Annotated in this window: 15 protein-coding genes; 6 read left to right on the top strand and 9 right to left on the bottom strand. The window is 68.5% G+C overall.

Translation table 11 applies throughout. The features are described 5' to 3' along the window. Window positions 1-14: 14 nt before the first annotated feature. From AC6H2I_RS13650 to fdxA, 4 genes are all read right to left on the bottom strand, one after another. Entirely contained in the window at window positions 15-2,678 is a 2,664-nt protein-coding gene (locus tag AC6H2I_RS13650) for an ATP-dependent Clp protease ATP-binding subunit (RefSeq protein ID WP_497501198.1), read from the bottom strand. A 152-nt stretch (window positions 2,679-2,830) separates the two neighbouring features. After that, a complete protein-coding gene (locus AC6H2I_RS13655; RefSeq protein WP_497501199.1) occupies window positions 2,831-3,874 on the bottom strand; it encodes a YeiH family protein in 1,044 nt (347 codons plus the stop codon). Further along, on the bottom strand, window positions 3,871-4,692 hold the full coding sequence (locus AC6H2I_RS13660) for a ferredoxin--NADP reductase (protein ID WP_497501200.1): 822 nt from the start codon (window positions 4,690-4,692) through the stop codon (window positions 3,871-3,873). Before AC6H2I_RS13660 ends, AC6H2I_RS13655 begins: the two co-directional genes overlap by 4 nt. A gap of 47 nt (window positions 4,693-4,739) precedes the next feature. Continuing rightward, window positions 4,740-5,075: a ferredoxin FdxA gene (gene fdxA, locus AC6H2I_RS13665; RefSeq protein ID WP_497501201.1), complete on the bottom strand. Its 336-nt coding sequence runs from the start codon at window positions 5,073-5,075 to the stop codon at window positions 4,740-4,742. 145 nt (window positions 5,076-5,220) lie between these two features. Here fdxA and AC6H2I_RS13670 point away from each other — a divergent pair, with 145 nt between their 5' ends. The 5 genes from AC6H2I_RS13670 to AC6H2I_RS13690 all read left to right on the top strand — a co-directional run bounded on the left by AC6H2I_RS13670 (window position 5,221) and on the right by AC6H2I_RS13690 (window position 9,501). Further along, window positions 5,221-5,520 (top strand): DUF971 domain-containing protein, encoded by a 300-nt coding sequence (locus tag AC6H2I_RS13670; protein ID WP_497501202.1) that lies wholly within the window; start codon window positions 5,221-5,223, stop codon window positions 5,518-5,520. Between the two features lie 99 nt (window positions 5,521-5,619). Beyond that, a complete protein-coding gene (locus tag AC6H2I_RS13675) occupies window positions 5,620-7,356 on the top strand; it encodes a fumarate reductase/succinate dehydrogenase flavoprotein subunit (protein ID WP_497501203.1) in 1,737 nt (578 codons plus the stop codon). Between the two features lie 50 nt (window positions 7,357-7,406). Further along, on the top strand, window positions 7,407-7,640 hold the full coding sequence (locus AC6H2I_RS13680; RefSeq protein WP_497501204.1) for a 4Fe-4S dicluster domain-containing protein: 234 nt from the start codon (window positions 7,407-7,409) through the stop codon (window positions 7,638-7,640). A 13-nt stretch (window positions 7,641-7,653) separates the two neighbouring features. Further along, complete coding sequence (locus AC6H2I_RS13685) at window positions 7,654-8,619, top strand: HEAT repeat domain-containing protein (RefSeq protein ID WP_497501205.1); 966 nt, start codon at window positions 7,654-7,656, stop codon at window positions 8,617-8,619. A gap of 90 nt (window positions 8,620-8,709) precedes the next feature. Continuing rightward, window positions 8,710-9,501 (top strand): GntR family transcriptional regulator, encoded by a 792-nt coding sequence (locus tag AC6H2I_RS13690; RefSeq protein ID WP_497501206.1) that lies wholly within the window; start codon window positions 8,710-8,712, stop codon window positions 9,499-9,501. A 108-nt stretch (window positions 9,502-9,609) separates the two neighbouring features. On the opposite strand, the gene AC6H2I_RS13695 is transcribed toward AC6H2I_RS13690, so the two are convergent. Both AC6H2I_RS13695 and AC6H2I_RS13700 read right to left on the bottom strand, forming a co-directional pair. Next, window positions 9,610-12,162 (bottom strand): P-loop NTPase, encoded by a 2,553-nt coding sequence (locus tag AC6H2I_RS13695; protein WP_497501207.1) that lies wholly within the window; start codon window positions 12,160-12,162, stop codon window positions 9,610-9,612. A gap of 20 nt (window positions 12,163-12,182) precedes the next feature. Further along, entirely contained in the window at window positions 12,183-12,530 is a 348-nt protein-coding gene (locus AC6H2I_RS13700; protein WP_497501208.1) for a hypothetical protein, read from the bottom strand. Window positions 12,531-12,813: 283 nt separating this feature from the next. On the opposite strand from AC6H2I_RS13700, the gene AC6H2I_RS13705 reads away from it, so the two are divergent. Further along, window positions 12,814-13,068, top strand: a complete 255-nt coding sequence (locus tag AC6H2I_RS13705) for a FitA-like ribbon-helix-helix domain-containing protein (protein WP_497501209.1) — start codon at window positions 12,814-12,816, stop codon at window positions 13,066-13,068. 128 nt (window positions 13,069-13,196) lie between these two features. On the opposite strand, the gene AC6H2I_RS13710 is transcribed toward AC6H2I_RS13705, so the two are convergent. The 3 genes from AC6H2I_RS13710 to AC6H2I_RS13720 form a co-directional block, all read right to left on the bottom strand. Next, window positions 13,197-13,793 (bottom strand): RES family NAD+ phosphorylase, encoded by a 597-nt coding sequence (locus AC6H2I_RS13710; RefSeq protein WP_497501210.1) that lies wholly within the window; start codon window positions 13,791-13,793, stop codon window positions 13,197-13,199. Then, window positions 13,790-14,410, bottom strand: a complete 621-nt coding sequence (locus tag AC6H2I_RS13715; RefSeq protein WP_497501211.1) for an antitoxin Xre/MbcA/ParS-like domain-containing protein — start codon at window positions 14,408-14,410, stop codon at window positions 13,790-13,792. The genes AC6H2I_RS13710 and AC6H2I_RS13715 overlap by 4 nt, the downstream gene beginning before the upstream one ends. A 105-nt stretch (window positions 14,411-14,515) precedes the next feature. Next, entirely contained in the window at window positions 14,516-14,908 is a 393-nt protein-coding gene (locus AC6H2I_RS13720; protein ID WP_497501212.1) for a helix-turn-helix domain-containing protein, read from the bottom strand. Window positions 14,909-14,940 lie beyond the last annotated feature (32 nt).

Raw genomic sequence — 14,940 nt, forward strand, 5'->3', positions numbered from 1 at the left:
GGCACGCCGGTGCCTCAGTGCACGGCGGCCGAGGAGCGGGCCGGCAGGGCGAAGCCGATGGGCGGACGCTCCGGCGCCTTGAAGCCGGTGGCGTTGTCCTCCTCCACCGGCACGCCGTCCAGCGCCAGGCGGCCGTCGACCACCGACAGCTCCAGCACCACCCGGGCGGCGACCGCGCCGTCCAGCAGGCGCTCGGCCAGCGGGTCCTCCACCAGGTGCTGCACCGCCCGCTTCAGCGGCCGCGCCCCGAAGGCGGGGTCCCAGCCCAGCTCGGCCAGGCGGGCGCGGGCGGCGGGGTCGGCGACCAGGGCCAGGCCGTGCTCGGCCAGGCGCTCGTTGACCCGGGCCAGCTGGATGTCGACGATGCGCGCCATCTGGTCGCGGCCCAGGCGGCGGAAGATCAGCACGTCGTCCAGCCGGTTCAGGAACTCCGGCCGGAAGGCGCGGCGCACCGCGTCCATCACCTCGACCCGCGCGCCCTCCATCCCCTCGTCGTCGCGCAGCGCCGACAGGGCCTCGGCCCCGAGGTTGGAGGTCATGATCAGGATGGCGTGGCGGAAGTCCGCGGTGCGCCCCTGGCCATCGGTCAGCCGGCCGTCGTCGAGCGCCTGGAGGAGCACGTTCAGCACGTCGGGGTGGGCCTTCTCCACCTCGTCCAGCAGGACCACCTGGTAGGGCCGGCGCCGGATCTTCTCGGCCAGGGAGCCGCCGTCGTCGTAGCCGACATAGCCCGGCGGCGAGCCGATCATGCGGCTGACCGCGTGCTTCTCCATGTACTCCGACATGTCCAGCCGGGTGACCGCGGTCTCGTCGTCGAACAGGAAGGCGGCCAGGGTCTTGGCCAGCTCGGTCTTGCCGACGCCGGTCGGGCCGAGGAACAGGAACGACCCGGTCGGCCGCCCCGGGTCCTTCAGCCCGGCCCGCGCGCGGCGCACCGCCTTGGCCACGGCGCGCACCGCCTCGGTCTGGCCGACCACGCGCTCGCCCAGCTTGTCCTCCATGCCCTTCAGGCGCTCGCGTTCACCCTCCAGCATGCGGTCGACGGGGATGCCGGTCCAGCGGGTGACCACCGCGGCGATGTCCTTGGCGGTCACCTCCTCGCGTTCGGTGCTGGCCCGCTCCTCGGCCGCCGCCAGGCGCGTCTCCAGGTCGGGGACGACGCCGTAGGCGAGCTCGCCGGCCCGCGCCCAGTCGCCGCCGCGCTGGGCCCGCTCCAGCGCGGTGCGCGCCTGGTCCAGCTCCTCCTTGAGGCGCCGGCCCTCAGTGCGCCGCGACTGGCAGGCCCGCCACTCCTCCTCCATGCCGGCCAGCTTGTCCTCGGCCTCCTCCAGCTCGCCGGCCAGCTTGTCCAGCCGCTCCCGGGACGCCGCGTCGGATTCCGCCTTCAGCGCCTCGCGCTCGATCTTGAGCTGGGCGACCCGGCGGCCCACGGCGTCCAGCGCCTCGGGCTTGCTGTCGATGGCCAGGCGCAGGCGCGACGCCGCCTCGTCGACCAGGTCGATGGCCTTGTCGGGCAGCCGGCGGTCGGCGATGTAGCGCGCCGACAGGTTGACCGCGGCGACCACCGCGGCGTCGGCGATGCGCACACCGTGGTGCACCTCGTACTTGCCCTTGATGCCGCGCAGGATCGACACCGCGTCCTCGGCGTTGGGCTCGTCCACGCCGACCGGCTGGAAGCGCCGCGCCAGGGCGGCGTCCTTCTCGATGTAGCGGCGGTACTCGTCGGGCGTGGTGGCGCCGACGCAGCGCAGCTCGCCGCGGGCCAGCGCCGGCTTCAGCATGTTGGCGGCGTCCATGGCGCCGTCGGTGCGCCCGGCGCCGATCAACTGGTGCAGCTCGTCGATGAAGAGGACGATGCGCCCCTCCGCCGCCTGGACCTCGCCCAGCACCGCCTTCAGCCGCTCCTCGAACTCGCCGCGGAACTTGGCCCCGGCCACCAGGGCGGTGAGGTCGAGCGCCAGCACCCGGCGGTCCTTCAGCCCCTCCGGTACGTCGCCGGCGGCGAGGCGCTGGGCCAGCCCCTCGACCACCGCGGTCTTGCCGACACCGGGCTCGCCGATCAGCACCGGGTTGTTCTTGGTGCGCCGGGCCAGCACCTGGATGGTGCGGCGGATCTCGTCGTCGCGCCCGATCACCGGGTCCAGCTTGCCTTCCCGCGCCATCGCCGTGAGGTCGCGGGCGTATTTGGCCAGCGCCTCGCCGCCGGCGGCGGCGTCGCCCGCGGTGTCCGCGCCGCGGCCCTGGCCCAAGTCCCGCGCCCCTTCGGCCAGCACCGCGGGGTCGACGCCGGCACGGTGGAACAGGCCGCGCACGCCCTGGTCGTGGCCGGCCAGGGATTCCAGCAGGCGTTCGGCGGTGACGGCGCGCTCGCCGGCGCCGCGCGCCGTCTCGATGGCGCCCTGCAGCACGCCGGCCAGGGCCGGCGACATGTAGATGGGGTGCGGCCCCTCGCCGGTGGCGGTGGGGACCTGGGCCAGCGCGTCCTCGGTGGCGCGCTTCAGCAGCTCGGGGTCGCCGCCGGCGTCGCGCACCAGGCGCGCGGTGACGCCCTGGGCGTCGTCGATCAGCGCCTTCAGCAGGTGTTCGGGGTTGAGGTTCTGGTGGCGTCCGGCCAGGGCGGCCAGCTGCGCGGCCTGGATCACGCCGCGCGCGCGTTCGGTAAACAAACCGAAGTCCATCGGCAGGCACTCCGTATGCGTCGGTCCCGCCCTCCAGGAGGCGCGGGGAGGCGGCGTCGGCGGCCCGCCCATGCGCGGCCGCCCGTGTCGCCTCGTGCTGAGACATGGGAACGGCCGGCCGCCGGCACAAGGTTGGCGCCCGGCCCGGCGCCTCAGGCCACGCCCAGCACGGCGATGGCGGCGAACCCCAGCACGACGAGGGCGGCCAGCGAGGCGGTCACCGCCAGCGTCAGCCGGCCCGACAGCCCCCACAGGTGGCGCACGTCGACGCACAGGCCGAGCCCGGCCATGGCGACCACGCTGAGGATGCGGGTCACCGCCAGGCTGTCGGCGGCCACCGCGTCGGGGACGAGGCCGGCGCTGCGCGCCGCCGCCAGGGCCAGGAAGGCAGGGACGAACCAGGGCACCGCCTGGCGCAGCAGGGTGCCGCGCGGCGCCGCCGGCCCGCCGGCCCGGCGCATCAGCAGCGACATCGCCAGCACCACCGGGCCCAGGGTCAGCACGCGGACCAGCTTGACCACGGTGCCGACCTGGGCGCTCAGCATGCCGACCGGGGCGGTCGCCGCCAGCACCTGGGGCACGGCGTAGATGGTCAGCCCGGCCAGCACCCCGTACTGGGTCTCGCTCAGCCCGGTCAGGGCCATCAGCACCGGCAGCAGCAGGACCACCACCACCCCCATCACCGCGCTGAAGGTGATGGCCGAGGCGACGTCCTCGGGTGCGGCGCGGATCGCCGGCGCCACCGCGGCGATGGCGGAGTTGCCGCACACCGCGTTGCCGCAGGCGATCAGCACGGCCATGCGCCGCTCCAGCCCGCACAGCCGGCACAGGGCGTAGCCGGTGGCGATGGCCAGCGCCACCACCGCCAGGATGGCCAGCAGCAGGGCCGGCCCGGCGGCGGCGATCTGGGTGAAGGTGACGGACACGCCGAGCAGCGCCACCGTCAGCTCCAGCAGCGGCTTGGCGCAGAACGCGATGCCCGGCCGGGTGGCCGGGCCGGGCGGGCGCAGGGCGGCCACCGCCATGCCCAGCAGGATGGCCAGCACCATGGGGTCGAGGTGGGGCGTGCCGAACAGGCGGCGCTCCACCGCCTGGACCGCCACCGCCGCGCCCGACAGGGCGACGCACAGCGCCAGTCCCGGGGCCAATCCCGGGGCGAGTCCCCGCCCCAGCGTGCCGAGCCACCGGGCGGTCATTCGGCGAAGGCGCGTTCGATGACGAACTCGCCCGGCGCGTTGTTGGCGCCCTCGCGCAGCCCGGCCGCCAGCAGCAGCGCCTTGGTGTCGGCCAGCATGGCGATGGAGCCGCAGATCATCGCCCGGTCCACCGCCGGGTCGAGCGGCGGCACGCCCAGCTCGGCGAACAGGCGGCCGCCGGCGATCAGGGTGGTGACCCGCTCGCCGCAGGGGTGGGGCTCGCGCGTGGCGCTGGTGACGTGGCGCAGCCGGCCGCGGGCCAGCTCGCCGACCAGCTCGTCCTCCAGGGTCGCGGCCACCAGCTCCACGCCGTATTGCAGCTCCGCCACCGCGCGGCAGCCGTGGACCAGCACCACCTCCGCGAACTTCTCGTAGGTCTCGGGGTCGCGGATCACGCTGGCGAAGGGGGCGAGGCCGGTGCCGGTGGACAGCAGGTAGAGGCGCCGGCCCGGCAGCAGGGCGTCGCACACCAGGGTGCCGGTCGGCTTCTTGCGCACGAACAGCGGGTCGCCCGGCCGGATCGCCTGGAGGCGCGAGGTCAGCGGCCCGTCCGGCACCTTGATCGAGAAGAACTCCAGCTCCTCCGCCCAGGACGGGCTGGCGATGGAATAGGCGCGGAACACCGGGGCGTCGCCGGCCATCAGCCCGATCATCACGAACTCGCCGGAGCGGAAGCGGAAGCTGGCGGGGCGCGTGGTGCGGAAGGCGAAGAGGCGGTCGGTGTAGTGGCGCACATGGGTCACCGTCTCGACGAACACGCCGTTGGGGACGGCGCCAGAGGCGGCGGCGGCGGGGGCGGGCTTGGTGATCGCGTTCATGGGCTCGGGCTCGTCCTTGGTGTGGTGTCGGCGCGGGATCGGCGCGCTCAGGCCGCCTCGGCGGCGCGCTCGTCCAGGTGGGCCAGCTTGCCGGGCTGGCCGTTCCACGCCTCGGCGTCGGGCAGCGGGTCCAGCTTGCTGGCGATGTTGGGCCACAGGGCGGCGTATTTGCGGTTCAGCGCCACCCAGGCATCCGCCCCGGCGGCGGTGTCGGCGACGATGGCGTCGGCCGGGCATTCCGGCTCGCAGACGCCGCAGTCGATGCACTCCTCGGGGTTGATGACGAGCATGTTGGCGCCCTCGTAGAAGCAGTCGACGGGGCACACCTCGACGCAGTCGGTGTACTTGCAGCGGATGCACTGGTCGGTGACGGCGAAGGCCATGGCCGGTCTCCCCTCTTCTGGGTCTCAGCGGTGGCCGGAGTGTGCGCGGCCCGGCCCGGGCGGTCCGTCAACTAGTTGCTATCGCCGCACCCGCCGGCCGTGGCCCCCTGGACCTCTCGAACCGCCAGGAGGGAGGACCCCCGCCATGGACACCCCGCTGGAGATCGCGCTCAGCCCCGGCCGCGAGGCCCTGCTGATCGCCTGGGCCGACGGCGGCCGCAGCCGCCTCGACGCCGCCACCCTGCGCGCCCACTGCCCGTCGGCCGGGGCGACGCGGGCGCGGCTGGCCGGGGGCGCGCCGCCGCCGCCGGCCGGGCTGACCATCGCCACGGTGGCGCCGGTCGGCCACTACGCGCTGACCGTCGCCTTCTCCGACGGGCACCGCCGCGGCATCTACCCCTGGGCCTTCCTGCGCCGGCTGGCCGCAACCGCCGTGGCGGCGTGACCGCGCCGGCCGGCGCGGCGGGAAGGCAATTCCTTGACCGACCGGCGGCGGCCGCGGCCCTAGCCTGACACCAACACTCGGATATTTCGGAGAGGGACCATGGACGAGATCCGTTCCGGCCAGTCGCAGGTGGACTGCGACATCCTGGTCATCGGCGGCGGCACCGCGGGGCCCATGGCCGCGTACCGGGCCAAGGTGAAGAACCCCAACGCCCGTGTCGTCCTGCTGGAAAAGGCCAACGTCAAGCGCTCCGGCGCCATCTCCATGGGCATGGACGGCCTCAACAACGCGGTGATCCCCGGCCACTCCACGCCGGAGCAGTACACCAAGGAGATCACCATCGCCAACGACGGCATCGTCGACCAGGACGCCGTCTACAAGTACGCCCAGAACTGCTACTCGATCATCCAGGAGCTGGACCAGTTCGGCATCCGCTTCCAGAAGGACGAGAACGGCGAGTACGACGTCAAGAAGGTGCACCACATCGGCACCTACGTGCTGCCCATGCCCAACGGCGACACGGTGAAGAAGGCGCTGTACCGCCAGCTGCGGCGCGTGCGCATCCTCATCTCCAACCGCTACATGGCGACCCGCCTGCTGGTCGGCCCGTCGGGCCGGGTGGCCGGCACCATGGCCGTCAACACCCGCACGGGTGAGCTGATGGTGGTGCGCGCCAAGGCGGTGATCATGTGCATGGGCGCGGCCGGCCGGCTCGGCCTGCCGACCTCGGGCTACCTGTTCGGGACCTACGAGAACCCCGCCAACTCCGGCGAGGGCTACGCCATGGCCTACCACGCCGGGGCCAAGCTGGCGAACCTCGAGTGTTTCCAGATCAACCCGCTGATCAAGGACTACAACGGCCCCGCCTGCGCCTACGTGGCCGGCCCGTTCGGCGGCTACACCGCCAACAACAAGAGCGAGCGCTTCATCGAGTGCGACTACTGGTCGGGCCAGATGATGCAGGAGTTCTACAACGAGCTGCAGTCGGGCAATGGCCCGGTGTTCCTCAAGCTGAACCACCTGCACGAGGACACCGCCACCCACATCGAGCACATCCTGCACACGGTGGAGCGGCCGAGCCGCGGCCGCTTCCACGAGGGGCGCGGCACCAAGTACGCCCAGTCGATGATCGAGATGCACATCTCCGAGATCGGCTTCTGCTCCGGCCACTCCGCGTCGGGCGTCTACGTGGACGACTGCGCGCGCACCACGGTGCCCGGCCTCTACGCCGCCGGCGACATGGCCAGCGTGCCGCACAACTACATGCTCGGCGCCTTCACCAACGGCGCCATCGCCGGCGAGGACGCCATCGACTTCGCCGCGGAGGTCGACTTCGAGGGCTTCGACGCCGCCGACGTGGCGGCCGAGCGCGAGCGCATCCTGGCGCCGACCCGGCGCCAGGACGGCATCCCGCCCAACCAGCTGGAGTACAAGATCCGCCGCCTGGTCAACGACTACCTCCAGCCGCCCAAGATCACCATGAAGTACAAGATCGCCCAGGCCCGCCTGGCCGAGGTGCGCGACGACATGGAGCGCGGCATGATGGTGCGCGACGCCCACGAGCTGATGCGCGCGGCGGAGGTGGCGAGCATCCTCGACTGCGCGGACATGGCGGCCTGCGCCTCGCTCTACCGCACCGAAAGCCGCTGGGGCCTCTACCACTGGCGGGTCGACCACCCCGAGAAGAACGACCGCGACTGGAAGTGCCACGTCCTGCTGTCCAAGAAGGACGGCGCCATGACCTGCGAGAAGCAGGCGGTGAAGCCCTACATCGTCCCCATCGAGGAGGACGAGAAGGACGCCTACGCCCGCCAGCGCGTCAAGGTCTCGGCCTGAGCCGCCCCCCCGGTCCCACCGCCCTCCGCTTTTCACGGGAGTACACCCCGATGCCCCTCGCCAACACGCCGACGACCGTGCCCGTCGTGGTCGACAACGACCTGTGCATCGCCGACAAGGGCTGCACCGTGTGCGTCGACGTCTGCCCGCTCGACGTGCTGCGCATCAGCGAGCTCACCGGCAAGGCGTACATGAAGTACGACGAGTGCTGGTACTGCATGCCCTGCGAGGCCGACTGCCCGACCGGCGCGGTCAAGGTCAACATCCCCTTCCTCTTGAAGTGACGGAGGCGACGCCATGAGCGTGCACCCCTTCGAGCCGTTCGAGGACGACGGCGACCTCGACGCCCTGGCGGCCCAGCTCGGCGACGCCGATCCGGGCGTGCGCCGGGTCGCGGTGATGGCGCTGGCCGACACCGCCGACCCCGGCGCGGTCGCCGCCATCGGCGGCGCGCTCTGCGACGCCAGCGCCGAGGTGCGCCTGCAGGCGGCCATCGCCCTGGCCGAGTTCGACGGGCCGGCGGCCGCCGCGGCGCTGGCCGGCGGCCTGCAGGACGCCGACCCCCGGGTGGTCCAGGCCGCCGCCGACAGCCTGGCCGAGCTGAAGGACCCGGCGGCCGGCACCCCGCTGCTGCCGCTGGTCGGCCACGCCAGCGCGGCGGTGCGCATCGGCGCCCTGCGCGGCCTGCGCGAGCTGCGCCGGCCCGACGCCCTGGGGCCGGGCATCCGCGCCCTGGCCGACGCCGACCCGGCGGTGCGCGTCCAGGCGGTCGGCGTGGTCGGCTGGCTGAAGCTGGAGGAATCCCTGCCGGCGCTGATCGCCGCCTGCCGCGACGCCGACGCCGAGGTGCGGCGCACCGCGGTGGGGGCGCTGGCCTTTTCCGCCTCGCCCCACGCCGCCGACGCGTTGCTGGCGGCGCTGGGCGACGCCGACTGGTCGGTGCGCGAGGTGGCGGCCGAGGTGATCGGCAAGTCGGGGTTCCGGCAGGGCATCGCCGGGCTGACCGGGCTGCTGGGCGACCCGTCCTGGCAGGTCCGGGTCAAGGCGGTGCGCAGCCTGGGCAAGCTGAAGGCGGCCGAGGCGGTGCACGCCATCGCCGCCGCCCTCGACCACGACGTCAGCAACCTGCGCAAGGAGGCGGCCGCGGCGCTGGGCGAGATCGCCGACGCCGCGGCGCGGCCCTATCTGGTGGGGCTGGTCGACGACCCCGACCCCGACGTGCGCAAGAACGTGCGCTGGGCGCTGGGGCGCATCGGCGTGTAAGCTGGCGCCGGCCACCCAGGACCGACCCGGACCCTGACGACCCGCCGGGGGGCGACCCGGACCGGAGACCGCCATCGAGGGAGATCCGCCATGAGGGTGTCGCTGTCCGCCGCCGTCTCCGCCCCCCGCAAGTCCCGCGCCCGGGCGGCGGGGGGCGACGCCGATCCCGCCCGCACGCCCAAGTACGAGCAGATCAAGGCGGCCCTGATGGCCGACATCTGCGCCGGCCGGTTCCCGCCGGGCAGCTGCCTGCCCTCGGAGAACGAGCTGGCCGCCAGCTTCCAGGCCAGCCGGGTCACCGTGCGCATGGCCCTGGACCGCCTGCGCGAGGCGGAGCTGGTGGAGCCGCGCCGCGGCAAGGGGTATTTCGTGCGCAGCCTGAAGGCGGTGCAGGACCTGGGCCGGCTCCAGGGCTTCGGCGAGATCATGGCGCCGCTGGGGGTGGCGGCGCGCTCGGAGGTGCTGTCGGCCGGGGTGGTGGCGGCCCCGCCCGACGCCGCCGCGGCGCTGGCCCTGGAGCGCGGCGCCCCGGTGGTGAAGATCGAGCGCCTGCGCATCGCCGCCGACGTCGCCATGTCCATGGACGTCAGCTATTTCCCGACCGACATCGGCGAGGCGCTGCTGGGCCTCGACCTGGCCAACGTCGACATCTTCACCCTGATCGAGACCCGCCTGGCCATCGAGATCGGCTTCGCCGACATCACCATGGACGTGGTGGCCCCCGACGAGGCGGTGCGCGCCCGCCTGGGCGTGCCGCCCGGCGAGCGGCTGATCCGCATCGAACGCCTGACCCACGAGGTCCGCGGCCGCCCCATCGACTTCGAATACCTCTACGCCCGCCCGGAAACCCAGCGCTTCAAGCTGCGGGCGGCAAGGTGGTAGGGGGGGGGAGCGGCTTCGGTCGATTGTTGCCTGCCGAAACGTTGTCGGTGAAAAACAGCACAGGCCCGTTTCCAATAACCAAGATTTGACGCGTAAGAGTTATCAAGCCTAGTCGAGATAGCCCTGTCCATATGACTCATTCCAAATGCCGGTAGTTGCGAAGGTCACTACGGCGTTCACGGCATCTTTAAGACGGGCACTAGTAGGATTTTTTTTGTGGGCTACGAGAAGCTGATTGGCGTATTGTTGCGCGAGCGTTTTGGCGCCTTCCACACCGAAGAACCTCAACATGACGGATATATGTCCCTCGGCAAGCGTCACGATGGGATATGTGTCTGTTGCGTCCGCGGCACGGCTCAACTCGTGTAGGGCATCTATCGCTTCCTTGAGCAGCGGCTCTGCACCGTCCCAATTCGACGACATAGAGGCTATGATCATCAGTTGCTGAGCATAAGCATGTTCGATTTGGGGCGAGGCGTACGCCTCGCGAGCCGTCTTTAGCTTCTCCAGCGCCTCCGCTTGTTTGTTGAAGTCGCGCAGTGCGAGGCCGTATTGGAGCCAGTACAGGCCGTCGACATGAAATTTAGTCTCAAACGCACTGTAAACTGACCGAACTTTTTCTTCATCATTGCGCATCATTTCCTTAACGAAGCGATGGTTTATGATAGACTTAAATACGACCCCATCCGCTTTTCCGACATTCTTGATCACCGGAGTTTCATAATCGGAGAAAGCTTCTAAAACGGCTATGAGGCAGTCTCTGAACATCGCTGTAGGAACAATCTTCTCGAAGAGTTCACGGACGTAGACTGGATGTCGCGCCGAATATTTATTGGCGCTCGTCACGACGATGCCTTCAGTCTCGCGCGACATCACGTTGACGTCTTCCGCAATGCCAAGGTTGAAAAGGGCAGAACCCACGATGTGGGAACTCAGTGTCGACCTGTGAATGCTCGCGAGGCCGACGATAACAAGAAATTTCTTGTGCCTGTCATCACCTACGCTCTTGAAGTCGTTGTCGATGATACGCGTAAAGCCGAGGCCGGCCGCGGTTTCCATTAATCCTATAAGCAACTGTCGGTCGGCTTTGTTGTAGATTTCTGCGACGCGTTGCTCCGGCGTCATCGGCTGCAGGCGTGTCCATGGCCCAAACTTCTGTAGTTTATTTAGTATTCGACCAGCATCATCTTTTCGTATTTTTTCAACGGTAAACGTCTTTGAGATAAACGGCTCAACAGTTGCTCTCACTCGTCTGTTCCATATATTGAGCCTCTCGGAGGCCACAATGCAAATGTTATTTGTTTGTGGGCCTGAAAGTAGTTCTGCGACCTCGTTGTGCATCGCTTCCATTTTATCGATAAACAAATAGAATCTCGACGTGTTGATTTGCTCGAGAGCAACAACGACCTCTTTCAGGTCGCTAACTGCCTCTCTCAGCAAATAGACAGGTGCATTCGAGGCTTTGCTGACGTGAAGCGCGGCCACCATTAAAGCCGTGCTTTTGCCGGAACCCGCTGGACCAACCAACGCTATGCACCTTCTGCGTTCGTGCCCTTCCTCAACGAGCTTGGAGAAATCCTTGCCAAAAGTGAGTTCTGCGGGAACACCGTCAAGTATATCCGCCCAACTTGGTTTGTATCCCTTGTAGAAATCACGAATTGCGCCAAGACTGTTGTCTGTATCGGAACGCGGTAGGGTGTCGGCGCTTACGAGCGTAACGCTGTTTAATGCGCGCTTCTGCACATCAGTGAGTGCTTTATGGATGTTCCGCAACTCTGGACGCCGTGCGGTAGCAAGGTCCCATCCGGTTGGACGTTGTGGCATTTCGCGACTGAACCATGCCGCCAAATCTTTGAGCGTACCAGGTACGTGAACGAGGTTGAGGCTGCTGAGATGATGTTTGTCGATCTCGCTTGCGGAGGGGGTTATCACGTATCCTCGAAGCGGTGCTCTCCTCACGATCGAACGCATCTCTGCCAGGGCATGTTGAAACAGTGGTTCGTTTAGCTTGCTGCCTATGAAGGCGAAAACGTAGTTGCTGTGGTTCTGGCCCAACTCGCGATACCAAATGGGAAGACGGTTTGATCCTTCGCCGTATTCCTGGGGCGAAAATATGAAGCCGTCCTCCGGCCGATCGGCTGATCCATTCAGCTTTATGAGTTGAACAGATTTGAATATCGGATCGATTTCTTCGAGCGGCGAATTTCTTGCAAATATCTGAACATTCTGTGTTCCCGCTCGCCGTAGCGCTGTTTCGGTGCAGTCATCGATGTTTAACGTAAAAATACGTGACCAGGGGAAGGACGCAATTGTTTTAAGAGCCGACGAAGGCTTCGTATTGGTTAGTCGCGTTCTTAGGAACGCCTGGAGTCGCGCGGAGTCGATCGCGTTGGCCGCCGAGTAGATGGTACTTAGGGCCTCGCCATTATAGGACCAACCCATTAGCGCAGCGAGTTCCTTGGCAAGATCTTCGCCCATAGGCATTTCTAGATTGTCGGAACTGCTCGATTCTGCGGAAGCGCCAGCGCCAAGCAGAAGCATAAGCCGACCATTCTGATAAGCAGCTTTTATATCAGGTAGCATAGGATGCACCGTGGTTTCGCGCTGAAATGCCGAATATGGAATATACCTGTTCCTCGTCGTGTTTTCAAAGCTCAGCATATCAGTCGTGGCGTGCTGCCTCAACGCGCCGACCCAGGCTGTCCCGGGAGTTCGCCTACCAAACCCAGGCCAGCAGCATCAAGCACGTTCAGTCGCGCGCGCACATACTCAGCAATGAAGGTTTCCTGAGGGGGCTGCACATCCGCGTCAACGCTGACCATCGGCGCCAAGCCAAAGGCCTGATCCCGCGTGGCCGCCAACACCGTGCAGAGGCGCAGGAAGCGGTCGGGGTGCAGGTTCTGTTTGGCCGTGCCGGAGATGTAGCGGCTGAACGTCTTGTTGGGAAACCCGAAGCGGGCCGCGGTCTCGTCCCCACCGAGGCCAAGAAAGTACATCCGGCGGCGAAGCCGGCTCGTTGGCGCGCTCATGGACTTACCATGGCCGCGCCGCACCCTCCGTCGTTATAGGATAAGGGAATCGAAGTCCGAAAAAACGGGCATTCAAACAGTCCGCGGCGAGAAGAGAGGCGCCGGCCCCCCCATGCGCCGGCCAAAGGAGCCGGATTCCGGCGGAACGCCCGCGTGACGATCACCCGGTCACGAGGTTTGGACGCAACGAGCGTCACGCGGAGTCTTCGGTCGACCGTTGTCGTTTGATATCAACATCACTATTCTGATGGCATCGCTCCCGGACGACTGGAGAGGCTGTCGGATGCCCGCCGTCACCATTCGCAACCTGCCCGATGAGGTGCACCGTGCCCTCAAGGCACGGGCGGCCCGCCACGGCCGCAGCGCCGAGGCGGAGATGCGCGCCATTCTCGAGTCGGCGGTTCTCCCCGCCAACCGTTTGCGGATCGGCTCCGCCCTGTCGGTGTTGGTCCGCGACGCCGGATTGACCAACGCCGATGTCGAGGCGCTGGACAGTGGCCGCGAGCGGGAGCCCGCCACGCCCATCGATGTTGAATGATCGTCCTGGACACCCCCGCTCGGAACCCCAGCGCTTCAAACTGCGCGCGGCACAGTGGCGGGGGGGGGCGAGACGATGCCTGTCCGCGAGGCCATCGCTGGCCTCGCGAGGGCGATGAGACCGCCCGATCACGGCGCATAGCCCCGTTGGCGGCGCACCGTGATCCCCAGTCTGGTGATCTCGGCCGGCAGCAGTGCGGCCTGCAGCAGGCCGATCGGGACGGTTCCTGACAACGCGGAGAAGGCGCGATCATAGACGGCGACGCAGGCGCCGGTGGTCAGGCGGGAGTCGAACAGGATGGCGTCGACCTCCGCCATCTGATCGTGGACCGCCTGGGAGAAGGTCTGGCCGACGGTGTGGTCGCGAGCCCGGCTTGCGTCGGTGTCGATGCCCAGTTCATAGGCCGCCGCTCCCCGCAGATCGAGCAGCGTGAGGTCACGGCTGGAACGGATGGCGGTGACGCACAGCTGTTCCAGGTGGGGCCGGTAGAGATAGCGCCGTGACTTGCCTTCGAAGCGGTCCCTTACGACGGCCTCGGCAAAGGCCGTGGAGAAGGCGTCCGCCGCGTAAAGCACACGGAAGGACCCGGTGGGACTGGAGTAACGGCTCGAGCCGAACCCGGCGCCGGTTGGCGCCCCCCGGTGCCGTGTGGGCAGGATACGCGGCCAATTGGAAAGGCGTGCGGTGATCACCCGTTCACGAAGCTTGGACGCAACGAGCTTCACGAGTAATCAAAGGCGCCCGCCGCCGCGTTCACGACGCCACGAACGTCACCGGCGTGCAGGGCATCGATCGGGGCCTTGCCGTCCGTCATCCGGTTGGGTGCGACCAACCACTCCCATGTCTCTTCAGCCGAGGCGAAGTGCTCCGCCACCGCGTCGAGTCCGTCCACAGGCCGGTGCCGATCAAACTGCCGAAGGGGGTATACGAAGTTCCGCAACCCCTTTCGCAGGGCGATGATCTTTCCGGCCTTGCGCCAGTTGTCGAGGGTGCCCCGCGCGATGCTGAGCCGCCGGACCAAATCCCCGGCCCCGACGAGTTCGCTCTCGGCCCAGTCGGCCGCGTCCTCGTCGACGGTGATCGCGTCCAGACGCCTGTGGCCTTCCGCCGCCGAGACGACCGGGCCGACACCGCCACCCTGCAGCACGCGGCCCGCGGAGGGGGCCGGTGGAATCAGGGATTTCCGCTCTCGCCGGCGGCTTGCCCCAGCGACGGCCGGCACAGCCACGTTCAGCGCCGAGGCCAGCGCGACAAGCTCGTCCAAGGGCATGCGCTCGACCTTGCGTTCGATCGCCTTGGCCAGGGCGGCCCGCGTAGGATGTGACGGCCTGGATGCGCTCATGGTTCGTCCTCCCGGGGCAGTATAGGCAAAATAGGCAGAATGGGCAACTCCTGCGCGGCGACTTGGTTCCACTCGAGGCGGACGACTGGCGGGGCGAACGGCGGTTCAATGCCGTGGTTGCTGGCGCACCAGCAGATCCAGCGGCACCCTCAGCGCCGCGGCGACGCGCGCCATGGCGTCGAGGCTGCCCGGCGTCTTGGCGCTCTCGATGTCGGACAGGTGGGACGGCGTGATTCCGGAGGCCTCCGCGAGGCCCTGCGCCGTCAGGCCGCGGTGCTCCCGGAACACGGCGACCGGGTGATCACCGTCGAGAATCCGTTCCGCCAGCTCGAAGGGAAACACCTCCGTCTCGCCGGCCGTCAGGCGGGCCGTCACGGTGTCGGCGTCGGCCAGGTTCTGCGCGTCGGCCACCAGCTCGACCAGGGCCTCGAAGTCCTCCCGGCGCAGCGTGACGCTGTCCGGCGTCTCGGCGATCGGGATGATCGGCAGGACGGTCATCGGTGGATCTCCTTGCGAGTTCCAAGCTTCGG

The organism is Azospirillum sp. NS33 (assembly GCF_059703765.1).

Excerpts from the sequence above, each read along its gene's own strand:
- AC6H2I_RS13650 (WP_497501198.1), bottom strand. The coding sequence starts at position 2,678 with ATGGACTTCGGTTTGTTTACCGAACGCGCGCGCGGCGTGATCCAGGCC.
- AC6H2I_RS13655 (WP_497501199.1), bottom strand. The coding sequence starts at position 3,874 with ATGACCGCCCGGTGGCTCGGCACGCTGGGGCGGGGACTCGCCCCGGGA.
- AC6H2I_RS13660 (WP_497501200.1), bottom strand. The coding sequence starts at position 4,692 with ATGAACGCGATCACCAAGCCCGCCCCCGCCGCCGCCGCCTCTGGCGCC.
- fdxA (WP_497501201.1), bottom strand. The coding sequence starts at position 5,075 with ATGGCCTTCGCCGTCACCGACCAGTGCATCCGCTGCAAGTACACCGAC.
- AC6H2I_RS13670 (WP_497501202.1), top strand. The coding sequence starts at position 5,221 with ATGGACACCCCGCTGGAGATCGCGCTCAGCCCCGGCCGCGAGGCCCTG.
- AC6H2I_RS13675 (WP_497501203.1), top strand. The coding sequence starts at position 5,620 with ATGGACGAGATCCGTTCCGGCCAGTCGCAGGTGGACTGCGACATCCTG.
- AC6H2I_RS13680 (WP_497501204.1), top strand. The coding sequence starts at position 7,407 with ATGCCCCTCGCCAACACGCCGACGACCGTGCCCGTCGTGGTCGACAAC.
- AC6H2I_RS13685 (WP_497501205.1), top strand. The coding sequence starts at position 7,654 with ATGAGCGTGCACCCCTTCGAGCCGTTCGAGGACGACGGCGACCTCGAC.
- AC6H2I_RS13690 (WP_497501206.1), top strand. The coding sequence starts at position 8,710 with ATGAGGGTGTCGCTGTCCGCCGCCGTCTCCGCCCCCCGCAAGTCCCGC.
- AC6H2I_RS13695 (WP_497501207.1), bottom strand. The coding sequence starts at position 12,162 with ATGCTGAGCTTTGAAAACACGACGAGGAACAGGTATATTCCATATTCG.
- AC6H2I_RS13700 (WP_497501208.1), bottom strand. The coding sequence starts at position 12,530 with ATGAGCGCGCCAACGAGCCGGCTTCGCCGCCGGATGTACTTTCTTGGC.
- AC6H2I_RS13705 (WP_497501209.1), top strand. The coding sequence starts at position 12,814 with ATGCCCGCCGTCACCATTCGCAACCTGCCCGATGAGGTGCACCGTGCC.
- AC6H2I_RS13715 (WP_497501211.1), bottom strand. The coding sequence starts at position 14,410 with ATGAGCGCATCCAGGCCGTCACATCCTACGCGGGCCGCCCTGGCCAAG.
- AC6H2I_RS13720 (WP_497501212.1), bottom strand. The coding sequence starts at position 14,908 with ATGACCGTCCTGCCGATCATCCCGATCGCCGAGACGCCGGACAGCGTC.